This is a genomic window from Streptomyces sp. NPDC032721, from assembly GCF_055579625.1.
Map to the genome: position 1 here is coordinate 367,468 of NZ_JBVIMX010000003.1, position 23,587 is coordinate 391,054.

Here is a 23,587-nt window from a genome sequence, read left to right on the forward strand (position 1 = left end):
GCCGACCGGCCCTGGTGCGAGCCCGTCCACGGGAAGCGGGTGCCCGGGACCGATGGGCGCCATGCGACCGGTACGCCACGGGTCTTCCTGGGGAGGGACCTTCGGCCCTGCCGACAGGGACCGGCGGGGCCTGGCGACCGTGCACGTTGCCTGGTCGACTTCACGGGCCGACACGGCAGAGACGACCAGGTTTCCGGGCCCGCCCGTATGCAGAGAGGCCACCGCCATGACGACCCCGATCAGCCTGACCGTTCTCCCGCTGGGCGTGAGCACGACGGCCGTCGCCCTCGCCGGGGAACTCGACATCGACACCGTCGAGCGCATCGAGCCGGCCTTGACGCGTCTCACCAGCGGCGCGCAGAACGAGCTGCTGCTCGATCTCGTGGACCTCACTTTCTGCGACAGCTCAGGTGCCGCGTTCCTGCTCCGCACACACCGGCGTTGTGCCGATGCCGGAGTGCGCCTGCGCCTGCGTCAGGTCCAGCGGCTTCCCGCACGGGTCATCCGCGCCCTGGGCGTGGACCGGGCCGTGCCCTGCAGCTTCGCCTGACTTTCCCTTGCCCTGCGACGGCTCTCCTGACCGGCGACTCCGGCCCGGGGGCGTCCGCCGCCGGGGCAGGGTCGTCCGCCCTGGCCGATGGGGGACCGTTCGGCCCTATGGCGGGCGGCGGACACCGAGGGACGCTGGACCGAGCCACCCGACGGAGAACCGGGCCGAAGCAGGAAGAGGGCACGATGAAGGACAAAGCCGCGCAGCAGACGGTGGCGGCCCATCATGGCGGGCCGGCGCCCCGGCAAATCAGTCCGCTCGACCGTGCCGAGGCCCTGCGGCTGCTCGGCACCGTTTCCCTGGGCCGCATCGTCTTCACCCAGCAGGCCCTGCCCGCGGTCCGCCCGGTCAACCACCTGATGGACGGAGAGGACATCATCGTCCAGTCGCACGAGGGTGCCGCCCTCATGTCCATCGTGGCGCCCACGAGCGCGACCGGGGTGGTGGTGGCCTACGAGGCGGACATCATCGACCCCGAGACACATATCGGCTGGAGCGTGGTGGTCACCGGTTACGCGCACCGGGTCGTCAGCGCCGATGACCTCGAACGCTACGCCGCCCACTCGCGCCCGTGGGTGGACCACTCCACCATGAACGCCGCGCTGCGCATCCGGCCGGACCTGGTGACCGGCATGAGGCTCACCGCGTAGGAGCTCGGGAGTCGCCTGACGGGTGCGGCATGCGCGGTGGTCATCCGGTGCGGTCTGCGGTGATCGGCGCCCGCCACACGAGGCGGCTGCCGCCCCCGTCCGGGCGTTCGACGGTCAGGGTTCCGCCCACCCCGTGAGCGCGTTCCCGGAGGTTGTTCAGACCGCTGCGTCTGCCGTCGGCGGGGATGCCCCGGCCGTTGTCCGCCACGGTGAGGACCACCTCGTCGGAGGTGGCCTGCAGGGCGACTTCGACGCGGGTGGCGTGGGAGTGGCGAGCGGCGTTGCTGAGCAGTTCGGTCAGTGCGGCCATGACATGGTCGGCCACCTGCGGCGGCACGTCCGTGTCGAGCAGGCCTTCCATGCTCAGGCGGGGCGGGAATCCGAGGGTGGTCGCCGTCTCGCCCACCACTCGGGCGACCCGGGACCGCAGGCTCGGTGCGGATTCCTCGTCGCGTGCGCGCAGACCGAAGATCGTCGACCGGATTATCTTGATCGTTTCGTCCAGGTCTCCGACGGCGCGCGAGATGCGCTCGGCGGCCCCCTCGTGCTGGACAAGACGTCCGGCGCTCTGCAAGGTCATGCCCGTGGCGAACAGCCGCTGGATCGCGAGGTCGTGCAGGTCCCTGGCGATACGGTCACGGTCCTCCAGCAGCGCGAGCTGCTCGGCGTCGCTGCGGCGCTCTGCCAGTTCCAGGGCGAGGGAGGCCTGCCCGGTGAACACCAGCAGCGGCTGCAGCTCCGCGTCCGTGAACACGGGCTCACCGGTGGCGCGGGCCAGCAGGAGCACACCCCGGGTGTCCTGGGCCTCGGTCCCCAGCGGGACGGCGACCGCCGGACCCAGGCCCTCGAAGCGCCGCGGCCCCGCGGTGTAGCGGTCGTCCTGGGCGAGCGCCCGCGTGGCCACGGGGGCACTCTGCTCGTAGGCAGCGCCGGACAGGGTACCGGCGACAGGGATCACCAGTCCGCGCCGGGTGCCGCCGTCGGCGCCGAGGGCCAGCTCCACGACGAGGTCACCGGTTCCCGCGACGGGCACCGACACGTCCGCGAGGTGGGAATGGGTGATCTCCTGCGCGCGGCGGGCGATCAGTTCCAGGACCGCTTGGCGGGGGTCGCCCGACAGGAGGCTGCTGGTGATTTCCGCGTTCGCCTGCGACCAGCGCTGCTGGCGCTGCGAAGCCTCGTACAGCCGGGCGTTGTCGATCGCGACGCCGGCCGCCACGGACAGGGTGGAGATCACCGATTCGTCCTCGGCGTCGAAGTCCTGGCCGCCGTGCTTGTCGGTGAGGTAGAGGTTGCCGAAGACCTCGTCGCGTACCCGGATGGGCACTCCGAGGAAGGTGCGCATGGGCGGGTGGTGGGCGGGGAAGCCGTAGGACGCCTCGTGCTTGCCGAGGTCGGTGAGCCGCAGTGGCGTGGGATTGCGGATGATTTCCCCCAGGAGCCCGTGTCCGGCGGGCAGCGGCCCGATCCCGGAGATCTCCTCCTCCGTCAGCCCGACGGTGAGGAACTGCGACAGCGACTTTCCGTCCGGGCCGATCACTCCCAGCGCCGCGTACTGCGCGTCGACCAGCAGCGCGGCGGCTTCGACGATGCGCCGCAGCACCTGGGAGAGGTCCAGCTCCCTGCCCACCGAGACGACCGCCTCCAGCAGGCTGTGGACGCGGTCGCGGGTGCCCCGGGCGGCGTTGATCCGCGCTTGGAGCTCCTCCAGCAGCTCGTCCAGCCGCATCTGCGGCATGCGCGACAACGACTCGCCCACCCCTACCAGCCCCGCTTCCGTCGTCGGTCATCCGATGCCCACGGCAAGCGTAGCGGCCGGGTGGGCGACGCGGAATCGGACGGCGACTACGGCCCCCGCTCGGAGCGCGACGCGACGGGGGCTCGTACGCCTTCCGCTCCGGTGTGCCTGCGTGGAGTCCCTGGTGCGACTCGGACCGAGGGGGCTACGGCAACCACAGGTCGGGCCCGAAGACCTCGTAGCGGATGCGCTGCGCCGGAACCCCGGCGCGCAGCAGCTGGGCGCGTACCTCGCGCATGAACGGCAGCGGACCGCACAGGAACACCGTCGCGCCCTTGGGCAGTTCGACCCTGCCGAGGTCCATCAGGCCCTCGCGGGCTCCGGGTTCTTCCGGGCCGGGGCGCTCGTACCAGAAGACGGCCCGGGCACCGGGAAGTCGTCCGGTCAGCTCGTTCGTCTCGGTGCGCAGGGCGTGGTCGGCGGGGGAGCGGTCGGCGTGCAGGACCAGCACGGGGCGGGTCGCACCGAGGGCCGCGAGATGGGCCAGGATGCCGTTCATGGGAGTGCCGCCGATACCGGCGGAGACCAGGACAACCGGAGTGGAGGCATCCGCCGGGTCGTCGAGGAAGACGTCGCCGAAAGGAGCGGAGAGCGTCAGTTCGTCACCTTCGTGGACCTGCTCGTGCAGCAGGTGGGAGACCTCGCCGTCGGGTGCCCCGTCCGTGCCGGTGATCCGTTTGACGGTGATGCGCCGCAGCTCCGTGTCCGGGGCGCAGGAGAGGCTGTACTGGCGCAGCTGACGTATGCCGTCGGCCGTGTCGACCCGTACGCTCACGTACTGGCCCGCACGCGCCCGCGGGGCCGGCTCGCCGTCGGCCGGGCGCAGGACGAAGGACGTCACGTCCGGTGTCTCGGCGCGCCGCTCGACGACCGTCCACTGCCGCCACACCTTGCCGGGCTCCACTCCGGCGTCCTGGTACAGCCGGGCCTCGCGGCCGATCAGCGCACCGGCCATCAGCCAGTACACCTCGTCCCAGGCGGCGGCCACCTCCGGAGTCACCGCGTCGCCGAGCACCTCCGCGATCGCGCCGAACAGGTACTTGTGCACGGTCGCGTACTGGTCCTCGGTGACGCCGACCGCGGCGTGCTTGTGGGCGATCCGATCCAGCAGAGTGTCCGCACGGCTGTCCGGGTCCGCCAGCAGCGCCGTGGCGAACCCGGCGATCGCACCTGCCAGCGCGCGGCGCTGGGTTCCGCCGGCCTGGTTGCCGCGGTTGAACATCCCGTCGAGCAGTTCCGGCCGGTCGCGGAACATCGTGGAGTAGAAGCGCGTCGTGATCGCGTCGAGCGCTCCGGCGACGGTGGGCAGGGTGGCACGGACGACGGCAGCGGATTCTGCGGACAGCATGAAGCCTCCCGGGCAGGGGATGGACGGAGGGGGATCAAGGGCCGACTTGCATCGGAAGGACGGCACCCTGCTGTGTAGCAGTCGGCGGGCCGTGTGACCGTGGTGAGGGGCGGTGCTGGGCGAAGAAGGGCCGGACGGCCCGCCGGTTGAGGAACACCGGCTGCGCGGACCGCCCCGACACAGGGCCGAACGGCACTGTGAAGAAGGCCCCTCGGCCCTGTCCGCCAGTGTCGGCGCCCTACCGTCAGGCCCCGCCCGAGCGCCCGACAAGACGTACGCGGAGCGAGCCCGCCGGACCGCCCGAGGCTTCGCCGCCGTGCCTTACCCGGACACGGCTTCGGTGTGTGGTCGGCCGCGGCCGGGCACCGCGACTGAGCTCCCGCAGGCCGAGGTCCTTCGTCGGCGTCCGGAGCCCCGGTCGGCCGCTCGACGCTGCACACGCAGAGGAAAGGGGCCCCCACCAGGGCCGGTCGGCCCCCGGCCAGGTCCCTGCGGTCCCTGTGCCGCGTTTTCCTGGGCGACCATCCTGGAGCCATCACCCGACCAGGAGGTGGACGACATGTCCCGCAACATCGCCATGGGCCTCGACGGCTCGCCCGAGAGCCGCGCCGCTGCCGAGTGGGCGGCGCGGGAAGCCGGCCTGCGCGGATTGCCGCTGCGGCTCGTACACGTCCGGGAACCCGTCCCGGAACCCCTGGCGCAGGCCCCGCTCGTGGGTGCCGAGACGCAGCGGCACTGGAGCGAGCGCTTTCCGCGCGAGGTCGCCGAACGTCTGCGCCAGCGCCATCCCGGCGTGCACGTGGACGTGGAACTGCTCCCCGGCAGGCCGATGGACGTACTGCCCCGGACAGCGACCGACGCCGAACTGCTGGTACTCGGCTCGCGCGGACTGAGCGGCATCGGGGGATTCCTCGTCGGATCCGTCGGCATGCACGTGATCGCACACTCCGAGATCCCCGTCGTCCTCGTGCGTGCAAGCGAGCAGGCCGCCGACGAGCGACAGGCCGCCCCGGCGGGCATCCCGTCGGCCGCCACCGCGCACCGGCCCGTGGTCCTCGCGCTGGACCCCCACCGCCCCGACGACACGGTGATCGGCTTCGCGTTCGAGGCGGCCGCCCGCCGGGGCGCCGAGCTGAGGGCCGTGCACGGCTGGAGGCTGCCGCCCTACTTCGCCTACGGGCTGCCTGCCGACCTCGAACTCAACGCCGAACTGGGCCGGCGGGAAGCCGCCGTGCTGGCCGGAGTGCTGCGCCCCTGGCGGCAGAAGTATCCGGACGTAAATGTCGTCGAGGCGACCAGGCCCGGCGCTGCAGCCCTCCACGTCGTGGACGCGTCACACGACGCGTCGCTGGTCGTCGTCGGCCGCAGGATCCGCCGCAGCCCGGTCGGCTCCCGCATCGGTCCTGTCACGCACGCGGTACTGCACCACGCCACTGCCCCCGTCGCCGTCGTCGCGCACGGCTGAGCACGAAGGGGACCTGCCCGGTCGTCGGAGCGCCACGCGCCGGGCCTGCGGGCTCCGGCTCGACGGCGCCGCTCGTGCGGTACTCCGCCACCACACCCGCCTGCTCGCCGTCGCCCCGCACCAGGTGCGGGGCGGGGCGACGGGAGCTCAGGGGCCCGCCGTGTGATCGGGGACGTAGGTCCGCAGGTCGCGCGGCGGGCGTTCGTAGCCGGTCGGCGGCGGCCGAGACCCGCGACTGCCCGCCACATGACGTGCGGCGGAGAGCAATTGCTGCCTGCACCGAGATCTGAGCGGGCGCCGAGGCGGGCATGCCGCCCACGGTGCTCGGGACCTGGAACGTACGCGGGCTCCTTCCCTTGCGGGACTTCACCGCCGAACAGCACGCCGGGTGGCTCACCGCCCGGCCGTGCCCACCCTCGCTGTGCGGCTCACCGAGCACGACCGTCCCGCCGACTGGCCGCGGGCCGGACAGACGCTCCAGCACGTGTGGTTCCTCGCCACGGCGCACGGGGTGCGGGCCTCCCTGCCGCACCAGGCGCGGCAGTGGACGGACCTGCGCCGTTCCCTGAGACCGGTGCCCGGCCGAACAGGTCATGCGTACATGCTCGTCCGCCTGGTCACGGCCCCGAGTGCGCCGCCACCCCACCGCGCACCGCGCGTGCGGAGCGGACGCGACCTCCACCGCCGCGGCTGCCGACGACCTGAAACAGCGCCCGGCGACGTGCCGAATGGCCCGGTCGGCCCTGTCGCGTCCCCGGCAGCCGGGGAAGGGTGGGTACACGGGCCCCTACGCACCTTCGACAGCAACCGAACCGGAAGGAACTCCGAGATGTCCGTCGCCCCACAGCAGGCAGCCGTGCCGCCCACCGACGACGAACTGAGGACGCTGGACGCCCACTGGCGTGCCGCGAACTACCTGGCCGTCGGTCAGATCTACCTCATGGCCAACCCCCTGCTGACCGAACCGCTGCGCCCCGAGCACGTCAAACCGCGGCTGCTCGGCCACTGGGGCACCTCACCCGGGCTGAACCTGGTGCACACCCACCTCAACCGCGTCATCAAGGCCCGCAGTCAGGACGCCCTGTGTATCTGGGGCCCCGGTCACGGAGGCCCCGCCGTCCTCGCCAACTCCTGGCTTGAGGGCACCTACAGCGACACCTATCCCGACGTGTCACGCGACGCGGCCGGCATGGAGAAGCTGTTCCGGCAGTTCTCCTTCCCCGGCGGCGTACCGAGCCACGTCGCCCCCGAGACGCCCGGCTCGATCCACGAGGGAGGCGAGCTGGGTTACGCGCTCTCGCACGCCTACGGGGCCGCCCTGGACAACCCTGACCTGCTGGTCGCCTGTGTGATCGGGGACGGCGAGGCGGAGACGGGCCCGCTGGCCGCCTCCTGGCACTCCAACAAGTTCCTCGACCCCGTGCACGACGGGGCCGTCCTGCCGATCCTCCACCTCAACGGCTACAAGATCGCCAACCCGACCGTGCTGGCACGGCTCCCCGAGGAAGAACTCGACGCCCTGCTGCGGGGATACGGCCACTTCCCGATCCACGTCACCGGCGACGACCCGATGAGCGTGCACCGGGCGATGGCCGCCGCAATGGACGAAGCGTTGGACCGCATCGCCCTCATCCAGAGCGAGGCACGCGAGGAGGGTGTCTCCGAGCGGCCTCCCTGGCCCATGATCGTACTGCGCACACCGAAGGGCTGGACCGGGCCCGAGGAGGTCGACGGGGTGCCGGTGGAGGGGACCTGGCGCGCCCATCAGGTCCCGCTGTCCGGTGTACGTGACAACCCGCAGCACCTGCGACAGCTGGAGACATGGTTGCGCTCGTACAAGCCCGAAGAGCTCTTCGACGTCGAGGGCCGCCCCCGTGAACAGGTACTGGCCTGCGTCCCTGGGGGAACCCGCCGGCTGGGGGCCACCCCGCACGCCAACGGCGGACTCCTGCTGCGCGAACTCCCCCTGCCCGCACTGGAGCAGTACGCCGTCCCCGTCGACAAGCCCGGCGCGACCCTGCACGAGCCCACCCGGGTCCTCGGCGACATGCTGGAACACGTCATGCACGCCACCCGCGCCAGCCGCGACTTCCGGATCGTGGGCCCGGACGAAACCGCGTCCAACAGGTTGCAGGCCGTCTTCGACGCCAGCGGCAAGGCGTGGCAGGCACAGACCCTGCCGGTCGACGAACACCTGGACCGGCACGGCCGGGTGATGGAGATCCTCTCCGAACACACCTGCCAGGGCTGGCTGGAGGGCTACCTGCTGTCCGGCCGCCACGGCCTCTTCTCCTGCTACGAGGCGTTCGTCCACATCGTCGACTCGATGGTCAACCAGCACATCAAATGGCTGCGCGTCACCCGCCGATTGCCCTGGCGTGCCCCCATCGCCTCCCTGAACTACCTGCTGACCTCGCACGTCTGGCGCCAGGACCACAACGGCTTCTCCCACCAGGACCCCGGCTTCGTGGACCACGTCCTCAACAAGAGCCCCGAGGTCGTACGGGTCTACCTGGCACCGGACGCCAACACCCTCCTGTCGGTGGCGGACCACGCACTGCGCAGCCGCGACTACGTGAACGTGATCGTGGCCGGAAAACAGCCCTGCTTCGACTGGCTGTCGATGGAGCAGGCGAAGGTCCACTGCGCACGCGGCGCCGGGATCTGGGAATGGGCCGGCACGGAGAACAGCGAGCGGGAACCGGACGTGGTGCTCGCCGCTGCCGGTGACGTACCCACCCAGGAGGTCCTGGCCGCCGCCCAGTTGCTGCGCACCCACCTCCCGGAGCTGTCGGTACGGGTCGTCAACGTGGTCGACATCGCCCGGCTACTGCCCGCCGAGGAACACCCTCACGGGATGAACGACTTCGAGTACGACGGCCTGTTCACCCCGGACAAGCCGGTCATCTTTGCCTACCACGGCTATCCCTGGCTGATCCACCGCCTCGCCTACCGCCGCCACGGCCACCAGCACCTGCACGTGCGCGGCTACAAGGAGATCGGCACCACGACCACCCCCTTCGACATGGTCGTGCGCAACGACCTCGACCGCTACCGCCTGGTCATGGACGTCATCGACCGCGTCCCGGGCCTCGCGGTGCGCGCCGCGGCCGTACGACAGCTCATGGACGACGCCCGGCTGCGTCACCACGAATGGATCCGCGTCCACGGCACCGACCTGCCGGAGGTCGCCGATTGGACGTGGGACGGCTGACCTCTGCCAAGTGGGCCCGGCCCGGGGGCCGTTCGGCCCTCTGGCCGGGCCCTGCAGCCTCTCCGACGGACACCGGCGACGCGGGACATTGAAGGCGCAACGAAAGCACTTCACCTCCTGCGCGTCGTACTCCTCGAAAGGGATGAGCATCATGGCAGTGCACCCCCACCCCCACCGGCACCGCGGCTTCCGTCTCCCGTCCCTGCACAAGGCCACCACGGCACCTGCGTCCGCCCCCGCCGACGTGACGACTGCCGCCGCGACGGCGACCCGGGCGCGCGTGTTCGCGGGGTTGCGGCTTCTGACCGGGTTCGTCTTCCTGTGGGCGTTCCTGGACAAGACCTTCGGCCTCGGGTACGCGACTGCCTCCGGCCGGGGCTGGATCGACGGCGGCTCGCCCACCAAGGGTTTCCTCGGTGGCGTGGCGGTCGGGCCGATGGAGTCCACGTTCCACGACTGGGCCGGAGCCGGCTGGGCGGACTGGCTGTTCATGCTCGGTCTGCTCGGCGTCGGTCTCGCCCTGACCGCGGGCATCGGCCTGCGCCTCGCCGCCGTCGCGGGCACCGCCATGATGGCGCTGATGTGGGTCGCCGAATGGCCGCCTGCCAGGTACCTCTCCGACGGCGCACCGAGCATGTCGACCAACCCGTTCGCCGACTACCACCTCCTCTACGCGGTCGTCCTGATCGCCCTGGCCGTCGCGGGCGCCGGCGCCACCTGGGGACTGGGCAGGACGTGGGCGCGGCTGCCGTTCGTCGGGCGGAACCGCTGGCTGCTCTGAGAGCCGAGTGATGCCTCGAAGGAGCGACCGCACCGGCCTCCGGGGGGCCTGCGCCCGCCTTGCCCGTCGCCCGAACAGGCCACGGGCAAGGCGCGTGCCGCCTGTCGCTCCGAGGTTCGCCGACGAACAGCGGGTGAACCGAACTCCGTGGGGTCCGCATCAGCCCTGCGGGGTGCACGGTGGTCCAGGTCTGTGCTGCCCGGTGGTTGGCAAGGAGGAAACCGTGGTGTCGCGAACGCTCGACGACAAGACGGTGACCACACTGGTGGCCGAAGCCGACGACCCTTCCCTGCCCGCGGCCGTCCACCGGAGCGGCCCGGCCGACGGAGCGCGCGACGAGTGCCTGGCGAGGCTGCACCCGGCGATCCGGCAGCGGCGCACGAGCCGCTACCCCTTCGCAGAGAAGGACCGCCCCGACGAGGTGCGGGCCGCTCTGCGGGGCGCCACCGCACAGGAGGGAGCCTCCCTGTCGTTTCCCGGTCCCTGGCATGCCGAGACCCTTCTCGACCTGGTGCACGACGCGGAGAGACGCGGCCTCACGGATCCGGGCGCCCACGAGGACCTGCTGCGCTGGACCCGGCTGGGACCGGAGGCGAACACCCCTGTCGACGGTGTTCCCGAGTACGCCTTCGGCCCACAGAAACGTGACGGCAACGCCCCCGTACAGGACTTCGCCGGACGGCGCCCCGGTGGCAGACCGTGGCACCACCGCCTTCGAGTTCCACCCGCACGTCGCCCTGCTCAGCACGCGCGGCGACGGTCCTGCCGACTGGCTGCACGCCGGGCAGGCACTGGAGCGCGTCCTGCCGGAGGCCACCCCGGCGATCTGGCGACCTCGCTGACCCCTCACGGCTTGGACGTGCCCGAGCTGCGCGCACCGGCCAGGGAACCGGTGTTGGGCAGCGGACAGGTCCAGATGGTGCTGCGTCTGAGCTACGGCCCGCCCGGACCCGCGACGCCCCACCGGCCCGTGCGGGACGTCCTCGGCATCGTCTGACCTCGTGCCTACAACCGTTCGGCGACGTAGGCGGTGAGGTCGAGGAGGCGGTTGCTGTAGGCCCACTCGTTGTCGTACCAGCCGAAGACCTTGACCAGGTTGCCTTGTGCCTGGGTGAGGCCGGGGTCGAAGAGACAGGACGCAGGGTCCTTGATGACGTCGCGGGAGACGATCGGGGCGTCGGCGACGCGCAGGATCCCGTGCAGGGTGCCTGCTGCGGCTTCGGCGAACGCCGCGTTGATCTCGTTGGTGTCGGTCTCGCGTTCCAGCACCACGGTGAGGTCGGTGAGGGAGCCGTCCTCGACGGGGACGCGCACGGCCAGACCGTCGAGGACGCCGGCGAGTTCGGGGACGACCAGGCCCACGGCGCGGGCGGCTCCGGTGCTGGTGGGGATGATGCTGACGGCTGCCGAGCGGGCCCGGCGGAGGTCCGTGTGCGGGCCGTCGAGGAGGGCCTGGTCGTTGGTGTAACCGTGGATGGTCGTCATCAGGCCGCGGGCGATGCCGAAGCGCTCGTGCAGAACGGTGGCCATGGGGACGACGCAGTTGGTGGTGCAGGAGGCGCCCGAGACCACGTGGTGCTCCAGGGGACGGTACGTGTCGTGGTTGACGCCCATGACGACGGTCAGGTCGGAGGCCTTGCCGGGGGCCGACAGGAGCACCTTGCGGGCGCCCGACTTCAGGTGGAGCGCCGCCATCGTGCGGTCGCGGAACCGGCCCGTGGACTCGATGACGATGTCGACCTCGTGGGCGGCCCAGTCGAGGGAGGCGGGGTCGCGTTGCGCGGTGACGGCGATGCGCCGGCCGTCGACGGTGAGGGAGGTGCCGTCGTGGGTGACGGGGCGGCCCAGCCGGCCGTAGGTCGAGTCGTAGCTGAGGAGATGGGCCAGGGTGGCGGGCGCGGTGAGGTCGTTGACCGCCACCACCTCCACCCCGGTGATGTCCGGGCGCTCCAGGAGGGCGCGCAGGTAGTTGCGGCCGACGCGGCCGAAGCCGTTGATGCCCACTCGTACGGTCATGGGGGTGCTCCTCGTCACTTGTCTTGTTGTGGTCCAGCGGTGTCAGAGGTGCGCGGCTCAGGTCAGTCCTGGCTCGGCACGATGGCCACCGGGCACTGGGAGTGGTGCAGCAGGGCGTGAGCTGTCGGGCCGAGTTGCAGGCCCAGACGGTTGTGCCGGCGGTGGGCGCCGAGGACCAGAAGGTCGGCGGTGGCGGTGAGGTCGCGCAGTACCCGGTGGGGAGGGCCTTCGACGGTGGTGCGGTCCAGCCGGATGCCGGGATAGCTGTCGGCGGCGCGCAGTGCGTCGTCGAGCCGGGCCCTGGCCTGTTGTTCGTGGGTACGGGCGAACTGGGCGGACGCCGATGGGAGGAGGCGCGGGTCCTGGGCGGGGCTACGCCAGGCAGTCACCGCTCCAAGTGCACAGCCGCGGGTCTTTGCCTCGTCGAGGGCGAATCGTACGGAGCTCGGGGCAGGGGCCGCGTGCTCGACTCCTAGCAGGACCTTTCCGTAGACCCCGTCGCGGTTGGCCTTGCTGCCCCGCACCACGACGACGGGGCACTGGGCGCGGGCCGCGACCGTCAGGCTCACCGAGCCCAGGAGGAGTTCGGCGAGCGAGCCGAGTCCGCGCGAGCCGGTGACCAGTGCCGTGGCCCCGCCTGCCTCGTGCAGGAGGGCCGTCTCCGGATCCTCGGGGACCACTGCGGTGGACACCTCAAGGCCGGTCTGTCGCTTCAGGGCATGCTCGCCCGCAGCGGTGACGGTGCGCTCCGCGACGCTCATCCTGCTCGCGCCCGCGAAGTCGTAGCTGTGGGCGGCGCTCTCATAGCGTTCCCACAGCGAGGCGTGGACGAGCCTCAGGGGCAGCCCGCGCCGGGCGGCCTCATGCTCTTTCCGGTTCCTGGCTTCTGCTCGGACAGTGCTCGTGAGGAGGTGCTGCTGGGCCCTCAGGGGCGGAACGACCTCCGCTGCGGCATCTCCGCAGGGTCGCCCGGCGACGACCGCGGCCCGTTCGCTCCGGGTCGCGGAGGGAGACCGGGGGGGCCGTCTGGGGGGGGGCAACGGCACCATGCGTGCCCCCAGTTCGCGGGCTCTGTCTGCGTGGATTGCAGCTAGGACACCCCTCTCGCTCGTTCACTCGTGCGGCACCACGACCACGGGGCACAGGACGCGGTGGATCACGGAGTGAGCGGTGGGTCCGAGGTGTGGTCCGGCTTCGGCCGGGCGGCCGACGGCGAGCAGACTCGCGCGGGCGGATGCCCGCAGCAGATGATGACCGGCCCGGCCGTGAACCGCCTGCTGTACGACCTGTGTCTCGGGGAACTTGTGCTGCCACGGAGCGAGTACCGCAGCGAGCCGACGCTTCCTGTCCTCTTCCGGGTCTTCCAGGAGGGAGGAGGGCGTGCGGGGCCGTGTCCAGGCGTGCACCACGTGGAGAGAGGCGCGCCGGGTGGCCGCCGCCTCGAAGGCGTACGCCAGCAACTCGTCGCAGGGGCGGTCCAGATCGACGCCCAGAAGGACGGGGTGGTACGGGGCGTCCGGCGCACCCTGCCGTTCATCCTGCGGCTGCTCCCCGGCCCGTACGAGAGCCACGGGGCATGCGGCACGCGCGGCGACGGCCTGGGCCACTGACCCGACCATGAGCCCGGTCAGCGCGCTGTTCCCTCGTGAGCCGAGGACGAGCAGGTCCGAGGTCTCGGCCAGGTCCGTGAGGGCTTCCACGGGAGGGCCGGGGACCTGTTCCGCGACGATGCGTAGTGCGGGGTGGGCGAACGAGAGGTGCACGGCGGCCCGGTCGAGAGTGCCGCTCCTGCGGCGGGTGCCGTTGCCGGCCGTCGGGGGTCCGGGGGGACCGGCGGCGTGTACCAGGTGCAGGGGCAGTCCGCGGAGCAGGGCTTCGCGGGCGGCCCAGTCGGCGGCGTCCAGGCTTTCGCGTGAACCGTCGACGCCGACGGTGATGACAGGCGGGTCGAACATGGTGACACCTCCGTGGGTGTGGGTGCGGGCGCCATCGGACGTGCTCAGGGGTGCGGGACGACGGCGACCGGGCAGGCGGCGTGGTGGAGCACGCCGTGGTTGACGGGGCCGAGCTGCATTCCGACGAGCCCCTTGTGGCGTCGGGCGCCGACCACCAGCAGGTCCGCGGTGCGGGAGGCGTCCAGCAGCGCGGTACGCGCGGGTCCCTCCACGACCTTGCTGCCTACGGTGACGGCGGCGAGCTCCGGATGGGCGGACAGCGCGGCCTCAAGAGCCGCCGCGACCTGGCGTTCCGCCCGCAGACGATGGTCGTCGGAGTGAGCCATCGGATAGTCCGGGACCTCCTGGGCGGGGCAGCGCCACGCGTGGACCAAGGACACCGACGCACCGTGCAGCCGGGCCTCGCGCAGCGCGAACTCCAGCGCGGACGATGCCTCTTCGGGAGCGTCCACGCCGACGGCGACCGTGCGCAGGGGACGTGCTTTCTGCTCCGCCATCCACTTGGCACCGCGGACGACGATCACCGGGGACGCGGCGCGGGCGGACACTGCCAGGCTCACCGACCCGAGGAGCAGTTCGGCGAGTTCGCCGTGCCCCCGGCTGCCGACCACGACGGCTTCGGCCTGTTCGCTGAGCTGGACGAGCGCGTACGCCGCATCGTCGGCGGGTACCTTGCTCGTCACCTCCACCGCCGGTCGACGGCGCAGCGCGCGTTCCACCGCGCGGGCGGCGATATCGTCGGCGGAGGAGTGGAGGCAAGGGGGTTTGGTGCGGTGGGCCAGTTCCAGGGCTGGATAGGGTTCCCACTGCCGGGTGTGTACGACGAGCAGCGGCGCTTCGCGCGTGGCCGCCTCGTCGGCGGCCCAGTCGAGGGCGGCCAGGCTCGGTTCCGATCCGTCCACTCCGACGACTAGCGGCTTGCGCACGGTGACACCGCCTTCCGATACGCCTCCAGGTCGAGGCTCTGCTGCGGACGTTTCCACCGGAGAGCCGGCCGGGGGAGGGGATAACCGGCCCTGTCCCGGGCCTTTCGGCCCTCTCTCGCGTGGTCCGTCGCAGGGCGCGGCGTCGGGCGGGGCCCCGGAGCCAGCGGTGCGTGTCCCTCTCGGTCGACCCCGCGGTGCCCGTGGCTCCCGTTTCCCGGACTCCTGTCCTCCCGTACACCTGTGCCGCCCGGCCGACAGGTGTCAGCTGCCCCGGCGGGGCCCGGCCTTTTCCGCTCCGGTGTGTTCCCGGCTCCCGGAAAGGCATGGCAAGGGGAGCGCGAACCACACGGTCTTGCCTGCTCGCGTCGGCACGATGCCCCAGTCGCAGGCGTGGAGCACTGCGTTGGCCAGGAGTTCGGAGGCCAGGAGGCAGGCGGTGTCGACGAGCTCTTCGCAGTCCCCCTCCCGCAGGGTGCGGCGCGGGAAGCGGCGGCCGTCCGCCACGCTGACCGGCTGCGCTTTCAGGAGCCCGGACACGACGGTCGTCGGCGCAGGGGGGATGCGCGCGAGCAGGAGGGTCACGTCGTCGGCGTACTCCTGAGGGCCGGGCAGCAGTTTGGCGAGTAGGGAGTCCGCGGCTGCCTCCAGACACGGACGTGTCGGCGATGGCCTTCTCCAGGGCGATGGCGAGGGCGTCGATCTGCTCCTCGATGTCGCTGGTCGGCGTCTCCACCAGGCCGTGGGTATAGAGGGCGAGGACCGAGGCGGGAGGTACGAAGACCCGGGTCAGATCGAACCAGTCCCCGCCCACCCCCGGGCCCTGCCGCGCGGGGAAGTACCGGTTGGAGGCGTCCACGCCAGGCAGGGGGCGGGGGAGCCGATCAGGCTGCGCTGCAGTGTGAGAGCGACAAGCCCTGCTCGTCGTAGAACTGGGCCAGTTGGGCTTCGGCGGCCTTGCATTCGCTGACGTCGCGGATGGCGGGGGAGACCAGGGTGCCCTCGGGTGTCTCCAAGGGGCTGAGGCTGATCTCGACCGGGAACTCCGCACTGTCCCGGCGCAGTCCATACAGTTCGAGGTTCGCGCCCATGGGACGGACCTGCTGGCTGGCTGTGTATCCCAGCCGCTGGCCCGGGTGCTGGTCCCCGAAGCGCTGGACACCAGGATTTCGGCGGGGCGGCCGAGCAGTTCGTCATGCCGGTATCCGAACAACGTCTCCGTCTGGGTGTTTGCCAGGCGGAAGACGCCGCTGGCGTCCACGATCACCATGGCGTCGGGGGCGGCTTCCAGGAGGGCCCGAACCGTTCCTCCGTGGCGGGGGTTTCGGGGTGCGTGCTGCCTGGCCGCACCTGCCGGCGTCTGTCCCGCAGCCCTCGCCGTGGCACGGCACCCACCCTCGGCGCGCAGTCCGACGGCCCCCGGCCCTGCCGGAGACCCGCTCTCCGGCCCGTCGGAAGCAACCGACCGGCCTTGCCAGGCAGGGCCGGTCGGCCCCCGGCAGTACCCCGTGCCGCCCCTCCCCGCAGCATCGGCCCCGCCGGAAGCTCGAAACGTCAACGCATTCACGGGAGGCTCACCATGACGGACGGCACCCGCCCCGGCGCCCCGGCCCACGCCCTGCTCGCGGACGGCACGACGGCGTGCATCCGGCCCGCCCGCCCGGACGACCGGGCCGCGCTGCGCGCGATGTACGAGGCCATGCGCCCGGAGCACTTGAGGCTGCGGTTCTTCGCCGCGAGCCGCCGCTCCGCCGAACAGGCCGCGGACCGGGCGAGCAGCCCGGCCCGGCCCGGGTACCGCGCGCTGCTCGCCGAGGCCCGGGGCCGGGTGATCGGCCTGGCCGAGTACGAGACCACCGAGGAGCCCGTCACCGCCGAGCTCTCCCTCACCGTCGCCGACGGCCTGCACCACCGGGGCATCGGCACGCTTCTGCTGGAGCATCTCGTCTCGGCCGCGCGCGCCGACGGAATCACCGTATTCACCGCTGTCGCGCTTGCCGAGAACCGCGAGGTCCTGGAGGTCTTCGCCGACCTGGGCCTGGCCGTCGCCCGGCGGCTGGACGGACCCGAACTGCACTGCACCATCCGTCTGGACGAGGACGAGACGTACCTCGCCGCAGTCGAAACCCGTGGGTGCATCGCCGACTTGGCCAGTCTGGAGCCGTTGCTGCGGCCGGACACCGTCGCCGTGGTCGGCGCGGGGCGCAAGCCCGGTTCGGTGGGGCGAGCGATCTTGCGCAACCTGCGCACCGGCGGCTTTCCCCGCTGGCTCTTCGCGGTCAACCCGCACGTGGACTCCGTGCTGGGCGTGCCCTCCTTCCCGTCGGTCACCACGCTGCCCCGGGTCCCCGACCTGGCTGTCCTCGCTGTGCCCGCACCCGCCCTGCTGCCCGTCGCCGAGGAATGCGGCAAGAGTGGAGTGCGCGCGCTGGTCGTGGCCTCCTCCGGCATCGACGCCCGGCTGGGCGCCGATCTCCTGACGGTGTGCCGGAGCTACGGGATGAGGCTGGCGGGCCCCAACTGCCTTGGCATCGTCAACACCGAACGCGGGATCTCGCTGGACGCGACCATCGCCGCCCATCACCCCACGCCCGGCACGGTCGGCGTGGCCGTGCAGTCCGGCGGAGTCGGCATCGCCCTGCTGAGCGGACTGTCCCGGCTGGGCCTTGGCACCTCCAGCTTCGTCTCACTGGGCGACAAGTACGACGTCAGCGGCAACGACATGCTCCAGTGGTGGGAGTCGGACGGGCGCACCGACCTGGCCCTGCTGCACCTGGAGTCGTTCGGCAACCCGCGCGCCTTCTCCCGCACCGCCCGCCGGGTGACGCGGCGCATCCCCGTCCTCACCGTGGACGCGGGCCACACCGAAACCGGACGCCGTGCCGCCGCCTCGCACACCGCCGCGGCCGCCGCCCCGACCGTGACGCGCCAGGCGCTGTTCACCCAGGCCGGCATCACCGCCACTCGCACCATCGGCGAACTCCTGGGAACCGCCGCCCTGTTCCACTCCCAGCCGCTGCCCGCCGGACCTCGCGTCGCGATCGTCACCAACTCGGGAGGGGCGGGCGTCCTGGCCGCCGACGCCTGCGCCGAGGCCGGACTCCAGGTGCCCGAGCTCGGGCCGGACGTACGAGAGCGCCTGGCAGCAGTACTGCCCGACGTACGAGAGCGCCTGGCAGCAGTACTGCCCGAGGGCGCCTCGGTCGCCAATCCGGTGGACGCCACCGCGGCGGCCACCGAGGAGCAGCTGAAGGAATGCGTGGACCTGCTCGCGGAGTGCCCGGGCGTCGACGCCGTGCTGGTGGCGCTGGTGCCCACCGCGGTCGCCACGGCGACCGGCGACGACCCGGTCCGGGCCCTGACCCGGGCCGCGGCCCGTCGCTCCCGGACCCTCGCCGCGGTCCGCCTCGACCAGGACACCCAGGTCACCCTCCTGACCTGCGCAGACGGCGGTTCCGTGCCCGCCTACGCCGACCCGCAGGCCGCCGCCCGCGCTCTGGCGCACGCCGCCCTGCGCGCCCGGTGGCTGGCCCGGCAGCCAGGCACCGTCCCCGCCCTCACCGGAGTGGACCCTCCGCGTGCGCACGGTGTCGCCGAGGCGTGGCTGGCCGCACACCCCGAGGGCGGCTGGCTGGATCCGGCTGCCTGCGCAGACCTCCTCGGCTGCTACGGCATCCCGCAGATCCCCTGGGCCTGGGCGCAGACCGAGGACGAGGCCGTCCTCGCCGCCGAACGGCTTGCCGGGGACGACGGCCGGGTGGTCCTCAAGGCGCACTGGCCGGGCCTGCTGCACAAGAGCACCCAGCACGCCGTCCTCCTCGGCCTGCGCGGCGACACACAGATCAGGTCCACCTACCGGGACCTGGAGACCCGCTTCGAGGGGCTGCTGACCGGGGTGGTGGTCCAGCCGCAGGCCCCGCGCGGCACCGAACTGTTCGCGGGCGTCGTCCAGGACGGCGTGTTCGGCCCTCTGGTGATGTTCGGACTGGGCGGCACGGCCACCGACGTACTGGACGACCGGGCCGCCCGCCTCGCTCCGCTCACCGACACGGATCTCCACGACCTGATCACCGTACCGCGCTGCGCCCCGCTGCTGTTCGGGGAGGGCGGCGAGGGACCGGTGGACCTGGAGGGGCTGGAACAGGTCCTGGCACGGCTGTCGGCGATGGCCTGCGACCTGCCGCAGCTCGCCGAGGCCGACCTCAACCCCGTACTGGCACGGCCGGACGGCGTCACCGCACTCGACGCCCGGATCAGGCTGCTGCCCCGCACCACCCACGACCCGTACCTGCGCCGACTGCGCTGAACGGCAGCCCCCGCACTGCACGGACCGAAACCCCCGGCCACCGCGCCGTCGAACCCGAAAGGAAACCGTGATGAAGCACAGCAAGATCGGTTCCGTGATGACCGGTGACGTCGTCACCGCCCGGCCCGACACCCCGTACAAGCAGGTGGCCCGGCTCCTTGCCGAGCACGGCATCAGCGGACTGCCCGTCGTCGACGCCGACGACCACGTGGTCGGCGTGATCTCCGAGACGGACCTCCTGGTCCGCGAGGCGGCCGCCCCCGACCCGTACCAGCCCGCGCCCCGCTTCCACCCGCCCCGCATCACTCCCGCCGCCCGCACCGAACGCCGCAAGGCGCAGGCGCGTACCGCAACCGGGCTGATGTCCACGCCCCCTGTCATCGTCCACGCCGAGAACACCATCGCCGAGGCCGCCCGCATCATGGCCCGGCACTCGGTCGAGCGGCTGCCCGTCGTCGACGAGGAAGACCGGCTCGTCGGCATCGTCACCCGCCGCGATCTGCTCCAGGTGTTCCTGCGCCCGGATGAGGCTATCCGCCACGAGGTGATCGAAGAGGTGCTGGTACGCGCCCTCTGGCTGCCCCCGCGGTCCGTCAAGGTCTCGGTCACGGACGGAGTCGTGACCCTGGAGGGCGAGCTGGAGCGCCTCAGCGAGATCCCGATAGCGGTGTACATGACCCGAGAGGTCGACGGTGTCGTCGCCGTCGTCGACAAGCTCACCTACCGCACCGACGACTCGCACCTGCGCCCCACCGAGCAGGCGTTGCAGGGCGTGGCCGGCGACTGGCTCCGCAAACTCTGAGAGGGGACGGCCCACGATGACGATCAAGGTGCTCGTCGTGTACGCGACGAAGAACGGATCCATGGAGGAAGTGGCCAGGGCCATCGCCCAAACCCTGGAGAAGGAAGGCTTCCTCGCCGACCTGCGCCCCGCGGCACGAGCCGGTGACGTACGCGAGTACGACGCCGTGGTGCTCGGCAGCGCGCTCTACGCGGGCCGGTGGCGCAAGGACGCCCGCCGGTTCGCCTCCCGGCAGAAGGCGGCACTGGCTGCCCGCCCGGTGTGGTTGTTCAGCAGCGGCCCGCTCGATGCGAGTGCGGCCGAGCGCGACATCCCGCCGGTCCCGGCCGCACGGCGTATCCAGAACCGGATCGACGCGCGGGAACACACCACCTTCGGCGGCTGCCTCAAGGCGGACGCGAAGGGCCGGATGGCCCGGATGATCGTCGACTCCGGGAAGGGCGGCGACTTCCGCGACTTCGCCGGTATCACCGCCTGGGCCCGCGGCACCGCCACGGAACTCCGTAGCTTGCTCGCAGCTCCCCAGGAGGAACAAGGGCTGACACCGTGAGCCCGCCGACCGGGGCCGTCCGGCCGTGACGAGGGCCGGACGGGCCCTGCCTTCTCGCTCCCGTACCACCGAATCTGGAACCGAACAGAGCGGCAGCCGACGGGAGCGGCAGCGACGAATGCGGCTCCAGCCGGTTTCCGCGCCCCTCGGGAAACCGAGCACAAGGAAAGAGAGACGGAACAATGATCCCCAGGAGCACCTCATTGAACGCACTGCCCGCCGAATACCGGGAACGTCTCATGAACCTCGCCCGCGAGGTCTCCTTCCCGGTCGGTGCCCGGCTCTTCGAGGAGGGCGGCCACGCAGACAGGTTCTGGATCGTGCGCACTGGCTCGGTCACCCTGGACATACATGTGCCCGGTCGGCGCGCTCCCGTGATCGAAACCCTCGGGCACGGGGAACTCGTCGGATGGTCCTGGCTGTTCAGCCCGTACGTCTGGCAGCTCGGGGCCGAGGCCCAGAGCCCCGTGAGGGCCTACGAGTTCGACGCCCCCGACGTCCGGCGCATGTGCGAGGACGATCCCGCCCTGGGCGCGGCGCTCAGCCAATGGGTCGGCCGCGTCCTCGCGCACCGGCTCCAGTCCGCCCGCACCCGGCTGCTGGACCTGTACGCCCCCTACGGCAGCGGGACCGGCGTCCGGCGCTGAGCCCGGCGCACCTTCGCACCCCTGCGCGCCTCCCGCGCTGCCCGTGTCCACTGACCTCACCACCGCCCGACTGCACAGAAGGAGACCCACCGTGCCCAGCTCTCCGCACACCGTGAGCAACGTCATGACCCACACCGTCGTCTCCATCGGCCGTGATGCATCGTTCAAGGAGATCGTCGAACTGATGGACCAGTGGAAAGTCAGCGCCCTGCCCGTGCTGGAGGGCGAGGGGCGCGTGGTCGGCGTCGTCTCGGAGGCCGACCTGCTGCCCAAGGAGGAGTTCCGCGACGAGGGCCCTCAACTCTCGCTGTCTGAGCCGCAGTCGGCTGTCACCAGGGTGGAGCGCCTCGTCGCAGTGGCCAAGGCCGGGGCGACGACCGCGGGCGATCTGATGAGCACACCCGCCGTGACCGTGCACGCGGACACCACACTCGCCCAGGCCGCCCGGATCATGGCCCGGCGCGATGTCAAACGGCTGCCGGTGATCGACCGCATCGGCATCCTCCAGGGCGTCGTCAGCCGAAGCGACCTGCTCAAGGTGTTCCTGCGCCCCGACGCCGAACTCGCCACAGAAGTACACCAGGTACTCGCCCCGCTCTTCCCTCAGCAGGACGTGAGCACCTCCGTCGAGGACGGCGTGGTCACCATCCGCGGCACCATGCACGACCGCCGCTTGGTGCCGGTGGCCGCACAGCTGGCCCAGGCAGTGGAAGGGATCGTGGACGTACGCATGGACCTCACGGCACCGGACATGTCCCGCTGACCGAGTGCGGCGCTTTCGCCCACCCGCCTGGGTGCCGGGCCGGGACGGGTCGCCCTGCACCCTGGGGCACCTCAAGCAGGCCTACGGCGCGGCCGGGCTCGTACCCCGTGCGGCCGGGGGCGGACTCCGCCGGGGCTGCCGCCCAAGGGCCCCGGAGGGATACAGGGGCAGCGCCAGTCGGCGGGACTCTCCGGGCACCAATGACACCGTCACGTAATGGAGTTGGATGTCGACCCGCGAGCGGTCCGAGAGCGGAACGCTGACGTCCAGCATCCCCGGCTTCATCCGCATGCCCGGCCCCCAGTGCGTCCCGTACCGGAGTCCCTCGTCCACAGCGCTGAGGTATTGGCCGTGGCGTGCACCGTGCTGGACGGGCGTCCGCTCGTTGTCACGGGGACCGGGCGCAACCGGCCCGGGCAGTCCGAGCGCTACGTCCTGCGTGTGGGACCCGCGGACCGGACACCTGGCTTTGGGGTCCCTGTCGGGCCACCACGGCTTCATGTACGCCACCACGTGCGCCGAACTCCCCCGGCTTCCCGTCGCGGTGAGCGCCTCGCGCGACGGCACCCTCATCCGATGGACCTCGCCGCCGGCCGTCAGCAGGGCAAGATGTTCAGCGGGCACGAGGGCCCCGCCATGGCGTTCTGCTGCACCGAGTTGGACGGGCGTCCCGTCATCGTCAGCGCAGGCAAGGACTGGACGGTGCGTACATGGGACCTTTGGATCGGTGAACCCGTCCGCGACTTCAACTCGCCCGCCGGGTCGTGCGATTGGCTCGCGCAGATGTACGGCAACGCGGCCGATCATCCCGATCGGGTGCGCCGGTATCCGTCGGCCATGGCGGACGCGGAGTGGGTGGCCATCCGGCCGCTGTTACCGGTGCGGGCCTGTCGGAGCGGTACCGCAGCGAATGCCCGCGAGGGTTTCGTTTATTTCGGTGATACAGAAATCGTGCCTCGGAAATACCCCTGCACTTACGGATGTTGCCAATGTTCGTTGTCAAGTGGGGGAGGTGTGGGGCCTGGAGCTGTTCCGTACGACCCATCACATAGAGTGCGTCGCGATCCTTGAGGCCGCTGAGTAGGGGATCTGACCTGCGAATTTGATCAGTGTGCACTAAGTCACCAGCGACTGTGGCACCGAGGTAACCGTGGCGGTTCCGGTGGTCCTGAGGCATGGCAGCCTTGCCGATCTCGTCATGTCGGAGCTGGTCGCCGCACGCCTGTGGGGTGCGATCGACGGACGTGACCCGGCGGTTCTCGACCCGCCTCCCGGCACCGCCGCGGGCGCACCCCGACCCACCGCAGCCCAGCCGACGAGATCAGCTGACCGAGCACACCTTGGCCGGTTCTGGGTCTGCCGGGTGTGCTCGGTTTGCTCTTCATTGCAGGCTACGACGCCCTGCGCATGCCCTACCGCCTCGGCGGTCTCCGCATCAAGGTGCTGGGGCGGACGCGTTCAGACCGGGTGATGCACTGTCCGAAGCTCTCGTTCAAGGAGCACGGCTTGGCCTGTCCCCAGGGCGGGCTACCGCCGAAGCACGGCAGGGGGTTCCGCTGCGCCAAGCCGGACACTTGGTCCGAAGACGACTCAGGGGCCCGAAGGCGACACGACCGGGCAGTAACGAGGGCGGAACGCTCCCAGTGCAGTTGTGCTGCCCGCACGCGTGCGGGCAGCTGCGTGCCAGCTGCTGCCTCGCTGGCTTCCGGGCGGGCGCCCGGTCGCACGGCACAGTGCCGCGCCGGTAGCACCGTGGGGGGGGGGGGGGGGGGGGGGCGAAGAGAAGGCACAAAAAAAAAAAGGAGGAGGAGGGTGTATT

The 23,587-nt window shown here is 71.6% G+C and carries 20 protein-coding genes and 1 pseudogene; 12 read left to right on the forward strand and 9 right to left on the reverse strand.

Going from position 1 to position 23,587, the window contains the following annotated elements; all coding sequences use genetic code 11:
- Positions 1 to 226: 226 nt before the first annotated feature.
- On the forward strand, positions 227 to 550 hold the full coding sequence (locus tag ACZ5PB_RS09835) for an STAS domain-containing protein (RefSeq protein ID WP_468689427.1): 324 nt from the start codon (positions 227 to 229) through the stop codon (positions 548 to 550).
- Positions 551 to 735: 185 nt separating this feature from the next.
- On the forward strand, positions 736 to 1,200 hold the full coding sequence (locus ACZ5PB_RS09840) for a pyridoxamine 5'-phosphate oxidase family protein (RefSeq protein WP_468689428.1): 465 nt from the start codon (positions 736 to 738) through the stop codon (positions 1,198 to 1,200).
- A gap of 40 nt (positions 1,201 to 1,240) precedes the next feature.
- On the opposite strand, the gene ACZ5PB_RS09845 is transcribed toward ACZ5PB_RS09840, so the two are convergent.
- Entirely contained in the window at positions 1,241 to 2,938 is a 1,698-nt protein-coding gene (locus ACZ5PB_RS09845) for a sensor histidine kinase (RefSeq protein WP_468689430.1), read from the reverse strand.
- A gap of 205 nt (positions 2,939 to 3,143) precedes the next feature.
- Positions 3,144 to 4,346, reverse strand: coding sequence for a globin domain-containing protein (locus ACZ5PB_RS09850; protein WP_468689432.1), 1,203 nt, complete (start codon positions 4,344 to 4,346; stop codon positions 3,144 to 3,146).
- Between the two features lie 559 nt (positions 4,347 to 4,905).
- On the opposite strand from ACZ5PB_RS09850, the gene ACZ5PB_RS09855 reads away from it, so the two are divergent.
- The 4 genes from ACZ5PB_RS09855 to ACZ5PB_RS09870 all read left to right on the forward strand — a co-directional run bounded on the left by ACZ5PB_RS09855 (position 4,906) and on the right by ACZ5PB_RS09870 (position 10,803).
- Positions 4,906 to 5,811, forward strand: a complete 906-nt coding sequence (locus ACZ5PB_RS09855) for a universal stress protein (protein ID WP_468689433.1) — start codon at positions 4,906 to 4,908, stop codon at positions 5,809 to 5,811.
- A gap of 829 nt (positions 5,812 to 6,640) precedes the next feature.
- Positions 6,641 to 9,025, forward strand: a complete 2,385-nt coding sequence (locus ACZ5PB_RS09860; protein WP_468689435.1) for a phosphoketolase family protein — start codon at positions 6,641 to 6,643, stop codon at positions 9,023 to 9,025.
- A 151-nt stretch (positions 9,026 to 9,176) separates the two neighbouring features.
- The gene (locus ACZ5PB_RS09865) at positions 9,177 to 9,806 is read left to right on the forward strand and encodes a hypothetical protein (protein WP_468689437.1); all 630 of its coding nucleotides are present in this window, start codon (positions 9,177 to 9,179) and stop codon (positions 9,804 to 9,806) included.
- Positions 9,807 to 10,029: 223 nt separating this feature from the next.
- Positions 10,030 to 10,803: an Acg family FMN-binding oxidoreductase gene (locus ACZ5PB_RS09870; RefSeq protein ID WP_468689438.1), complete on the forward strand. Its 774-nt coding sequence runs from the start codon at positions 10,030 to 10,032 to the stop codon at positions 10,801 to 10,803.
- 8 nt (positions 10,804 to 10,811) lie between these two features.
- Here ACZ5PB_RS09870 and gap read toward each other — a convergent pair whose 3' ends face one another.
- The 7 genes and pseudogenes from gap to ACZ5PB_RS09905 form a co-directional block, all read right to left on the reverse strand.
- The gene (gap, locus tag ACZ5PB_RS09875) at positions 10,812 to 11,822 is read right to left on the reverse strand and encodes a type I glyceraldehyde-3-phosphate dehydrogenase (protein ID WP_468689441.1); all 1,011 of its coding nucleotides are present in this window, start codon (positions 11,820 to 11,822) and stop codon (positions 10,812 to 10,814) included.
- Positions 11,823 to 11,884: 62 nt separating this feature from the next.
- Positions 11,885 to 12,871: a universal stress protein gene (locus ACZ5PB_RS09880; RefSeq protein WP_468689443.1), complete on the reverse strand. Its 987-nt coding sequence runs from the start codon at positions 12,869 to 12,871 to the stop codon at positions 11,885 to 11,887.
- A gap of 63 nt (positions 12,872 to 12,934) precedes the next feature.
- Positions 12,935 to 13,777: a universal stress protein gene (locus ACZ5PB_RS09885; protein WP_468689445.1), complete on the reverse strand. Its 843-nt coding sequence runs from the start codon at positions 13,775 to 13,777 to the stop codon at positions 12,935 to 12,937.
- A gap of 44 nt (positions 13,778 to 13,821) precedes the next feature.
- Positions 13,822 to 14,703 (reverse strand): universal stress protein, encoded by an 882-nt coding sequence (locus ACZ5PB_RS09890; RefSeq protein WP_468689447.1) that lies wholly within the window; start codon positions 14,701 to 14,703, stop codon positions 13,822 to 13,824.
- 261 nt (positions 14,704 to 14,964) lie between these two features.
- The gene (locus ACZ5PB_RS09895) at positions 14,965 to 15,285 is read right to left on the reverse strand and encodes a hypothetical protein (RefSeq protein WP_468689448.1); all 321 of its coding nucleotides are present in this window, start codon (positions 15,283 to 15,285) and stop codon (positions 14,965 to 14,967) included.
- 299 nt (positions 15,286 to 15,584) lie between these two features.
- Positions 15,585 to 15,791: a hypothetical protein gene (locus tag ACZ5PB_RS09900; RefSeq protein ID WP_468689449.1), complete on the reverse strand. Its 207-nt coding sequence runs from the start codon at positions 15,789 to 15,791 to the stop codon at positions 15,585 to 15,587.
- 122 nt (positions 15,792 to 15,913) lie between these two features.
- Positions 15,914 to 15,970: pseudogene (locus tag ACZ5PB_RS09905) on the reverse strand (hypothetical protein); the annotation flags it as partial.
- A 309-nt stretch (positions 15,971 to 16,279) separates the two neighbouring features.
- On the opposite strand from ACZ5PB_RS09905, the gene ACZ5PB_RS09910 reads away from it, so the two are divergent.
- The 6 genes from ACZ5PB_RS09910 to ACZ5PB_RS09935 all read left to right on the forward strand — a co-directional run bounded on the left by ACZ5PB_RS09910 (position 16,280) and on the right by ACZ5PB_RS09935 (position 22,839).
- Positions 16,280 to 19,006 (forward strand): bifunctional acetate--CoA ligase family protein/GNAT family N-acetyltransferase, encoded by a 2,727-nt coding sequence (locus ACZ5PB_RS09910; protein ID WP_468689451.1) that lies wholly within the window; start codon positions 16,280 to 16,282, stop codon positions 19,004 to 19,006.
- 70 nt (positions 19,007 to 19,076) lie between these two features.
- Positions 19,077 to 19,808: a CBS domain-containing protein gene (locus ACZ5PB_RS09915; RefSeq protein ID WP_468689453.1), complete on the forward strand. Its 732-nt coding sequence runs from the start codon at positions 19,077 to 19,079 to the stop codon at positions 19,806 to 19,808.
- A 16-nt stretch (positions 19,809 to 19,824) separates the two neighbouring features.
- Positions 19,825 to 20,358, forward strand: a complete 534-nt coding sequence (locus ACZ5PB_RS09920; RefSeq protein WP_468689454.1) for a flavodoxin domain-containing protein — start codon at positions 19,825 to 19,827, stop codon at positions 20,356 to 20,358.
- Between the two features lie 182 nt (positions 20,359 to 20,540).
- Positions 20,541 to 21,005, forward strand: coding sequence for a Crp/Fnr family transcriptional regulator (locus tag ACZ5PB_RS09925; protein ID WP_468689456.1), 465 nt, complete (start codon positions 20,541 to 20,543; stop codon positions 21,003 to 21,005).
- A gap of 91 nt (positions 21,006 to 21,096) precedes the next feature.
- Positions 21,097 to 21,768, forward strand: a complete 672-nt coding sequence (locus ACZ5PB_RS09930; RefSeq protein WP_468689458.1) for a CBS domain-containing protein — start codon at positions 21,097 to 21,099, stop codon at positions 21,766 to 21,768.
- Between the two features lie 576 nt (positions 21,769 to 22,344).
- Positions 22,345 to 22,839: a hypothetical protein gene (locus tag ACZ5PB_RS09935; RefSeq protein WP_468689460.1), complete on the forward strand. Its 495-nt coding sequence runs from the start codon at positions 22,345 to 22,347 to the stop codon at positions 22,837 to 22,839.
- Positions 22,840 to 23,587: the final 748 nt, after the last annotated feature.

Excerpts from the sequence above, each read along its gene's own strand:
- ACZ5PB_RS09835 (WP_468689427.1), top strand. The coding sequence starts at position 227 with ATGACGACCCCGATCAGCCTGACCGTTCTCCCGCTGGGCGTGAGCACG.
- ACZ5PB_RS09840 (WP_468689428.1), top strand. The coding sequence starts at position 736 with ATGAAGGACAAAGCCGCGCAGCAGACGGTGGCGGCCCATCATGGCGGG.
- ACZ5PB_RS09845 (WP_468689430.1), bottom strand. The coding sequence starts at position 2,938 with ATGCCGCAGATGCGGCTGGACGAGCTGCTGGAGGAGCTCCAAGCGCGG.
- ACZ5PB_RS09850 (WP_468689432.1), bottom strand. The coding sequence starts at position 4,346 with ATGCTGTCCGCAGAATCCGCTGCCGTCGTCCGTGCCACCCTGCCCACC.
- ACZ5PB_RS09855 (WP_468689433.1), top strand. The coding sequence starts at position 4,906 with ATGTCCCGCAACATCGCCATGGGCCTCGACGGCTCGCCCGAGAGCCGC.
- ACZ5PB_RS09860 (WP_468689435.1), top strand. The coding sequence starts at position 6,641 with ATGTCCGTCGCCCCACAGCAGGCAGCCGTGCCGCCCACCGACGACGAA.
- ACZ5PB_RS09865 (WP_468689437.1), top strand. The coding sequence starts at position 9,177 with ATGGCAGTGCACCCCCACCCCCACCGGCACCGCGGCTTCCGTCTCCCG.
- gap (WP_468689441.1), bottom strand. The coding sequence starts at position 11,822 with ATGACCGTACGAGTGGGCATCAACGGCTTCGGCCGCGTCGGCCGCAAC.
- ACZ5PB_RS09880 (WP_468689443.1), bottom strand. The coding sequence starts at position 12,871 with ATGGTGCCGTTGCCCCCCCCCAGACGGCCCCCCCGGTCTCCCTCCGCG.
- ACZ5PB_RS09885 (WP_468689445.1), bottom strand. The coding sequence starts at position 13,777 with ATGTTCGACCCGCCTGTCATCACCGTCGGCGTCGACGGTTCACGCGAA.
- ACZ5PB_RS09900 (WP_468689449.1), bottom strand. The coding sequence starts at position 15,791 with ATGGGCGCGAACCTCGAACTGTATGGACTGCGCCGGGACAGTGCGGAG.
- ACZ5PB_RS09910 (WP_468689451.1), top strand. The coding sequence starts at position 16,280 with ATGACGGACGGCACCCGCCCCGGCGCCCCGGCCCACGCCCTGCTCGCG.
- ACZ5PB_RS09915 (WP_468689453.1), top strand. The coding sequence starts at position 19,077 with ATGAAGCACAGCAAGATCGGTTCCGTGATGACCGGTGACGTCGTCACC.
- ACZ5PB_RS09920 (WP_468689454.1), top strand. The coding sequence starts at position 19,825 with ATGACGATCAAGGTGCTCGTCGTGTACGCGACGAAGAACGGATCCATG.
- ACZ5PB_RS09925 (WP_468689456.1), top strand. The coding sequence starts at position 20,541 with ATGATCCCCAGGAGCACCTCATTGAACGCACTGCCCGCCGAATACCGG.
- ACZ5PB_RS09935 (WP_468689460.1), top strand. The coding sequence starts at position 22,345 with ATGGACCTCGCCGCCGGCCGTCAGCAGGGCAAGATGTTCAGCGGGCAC.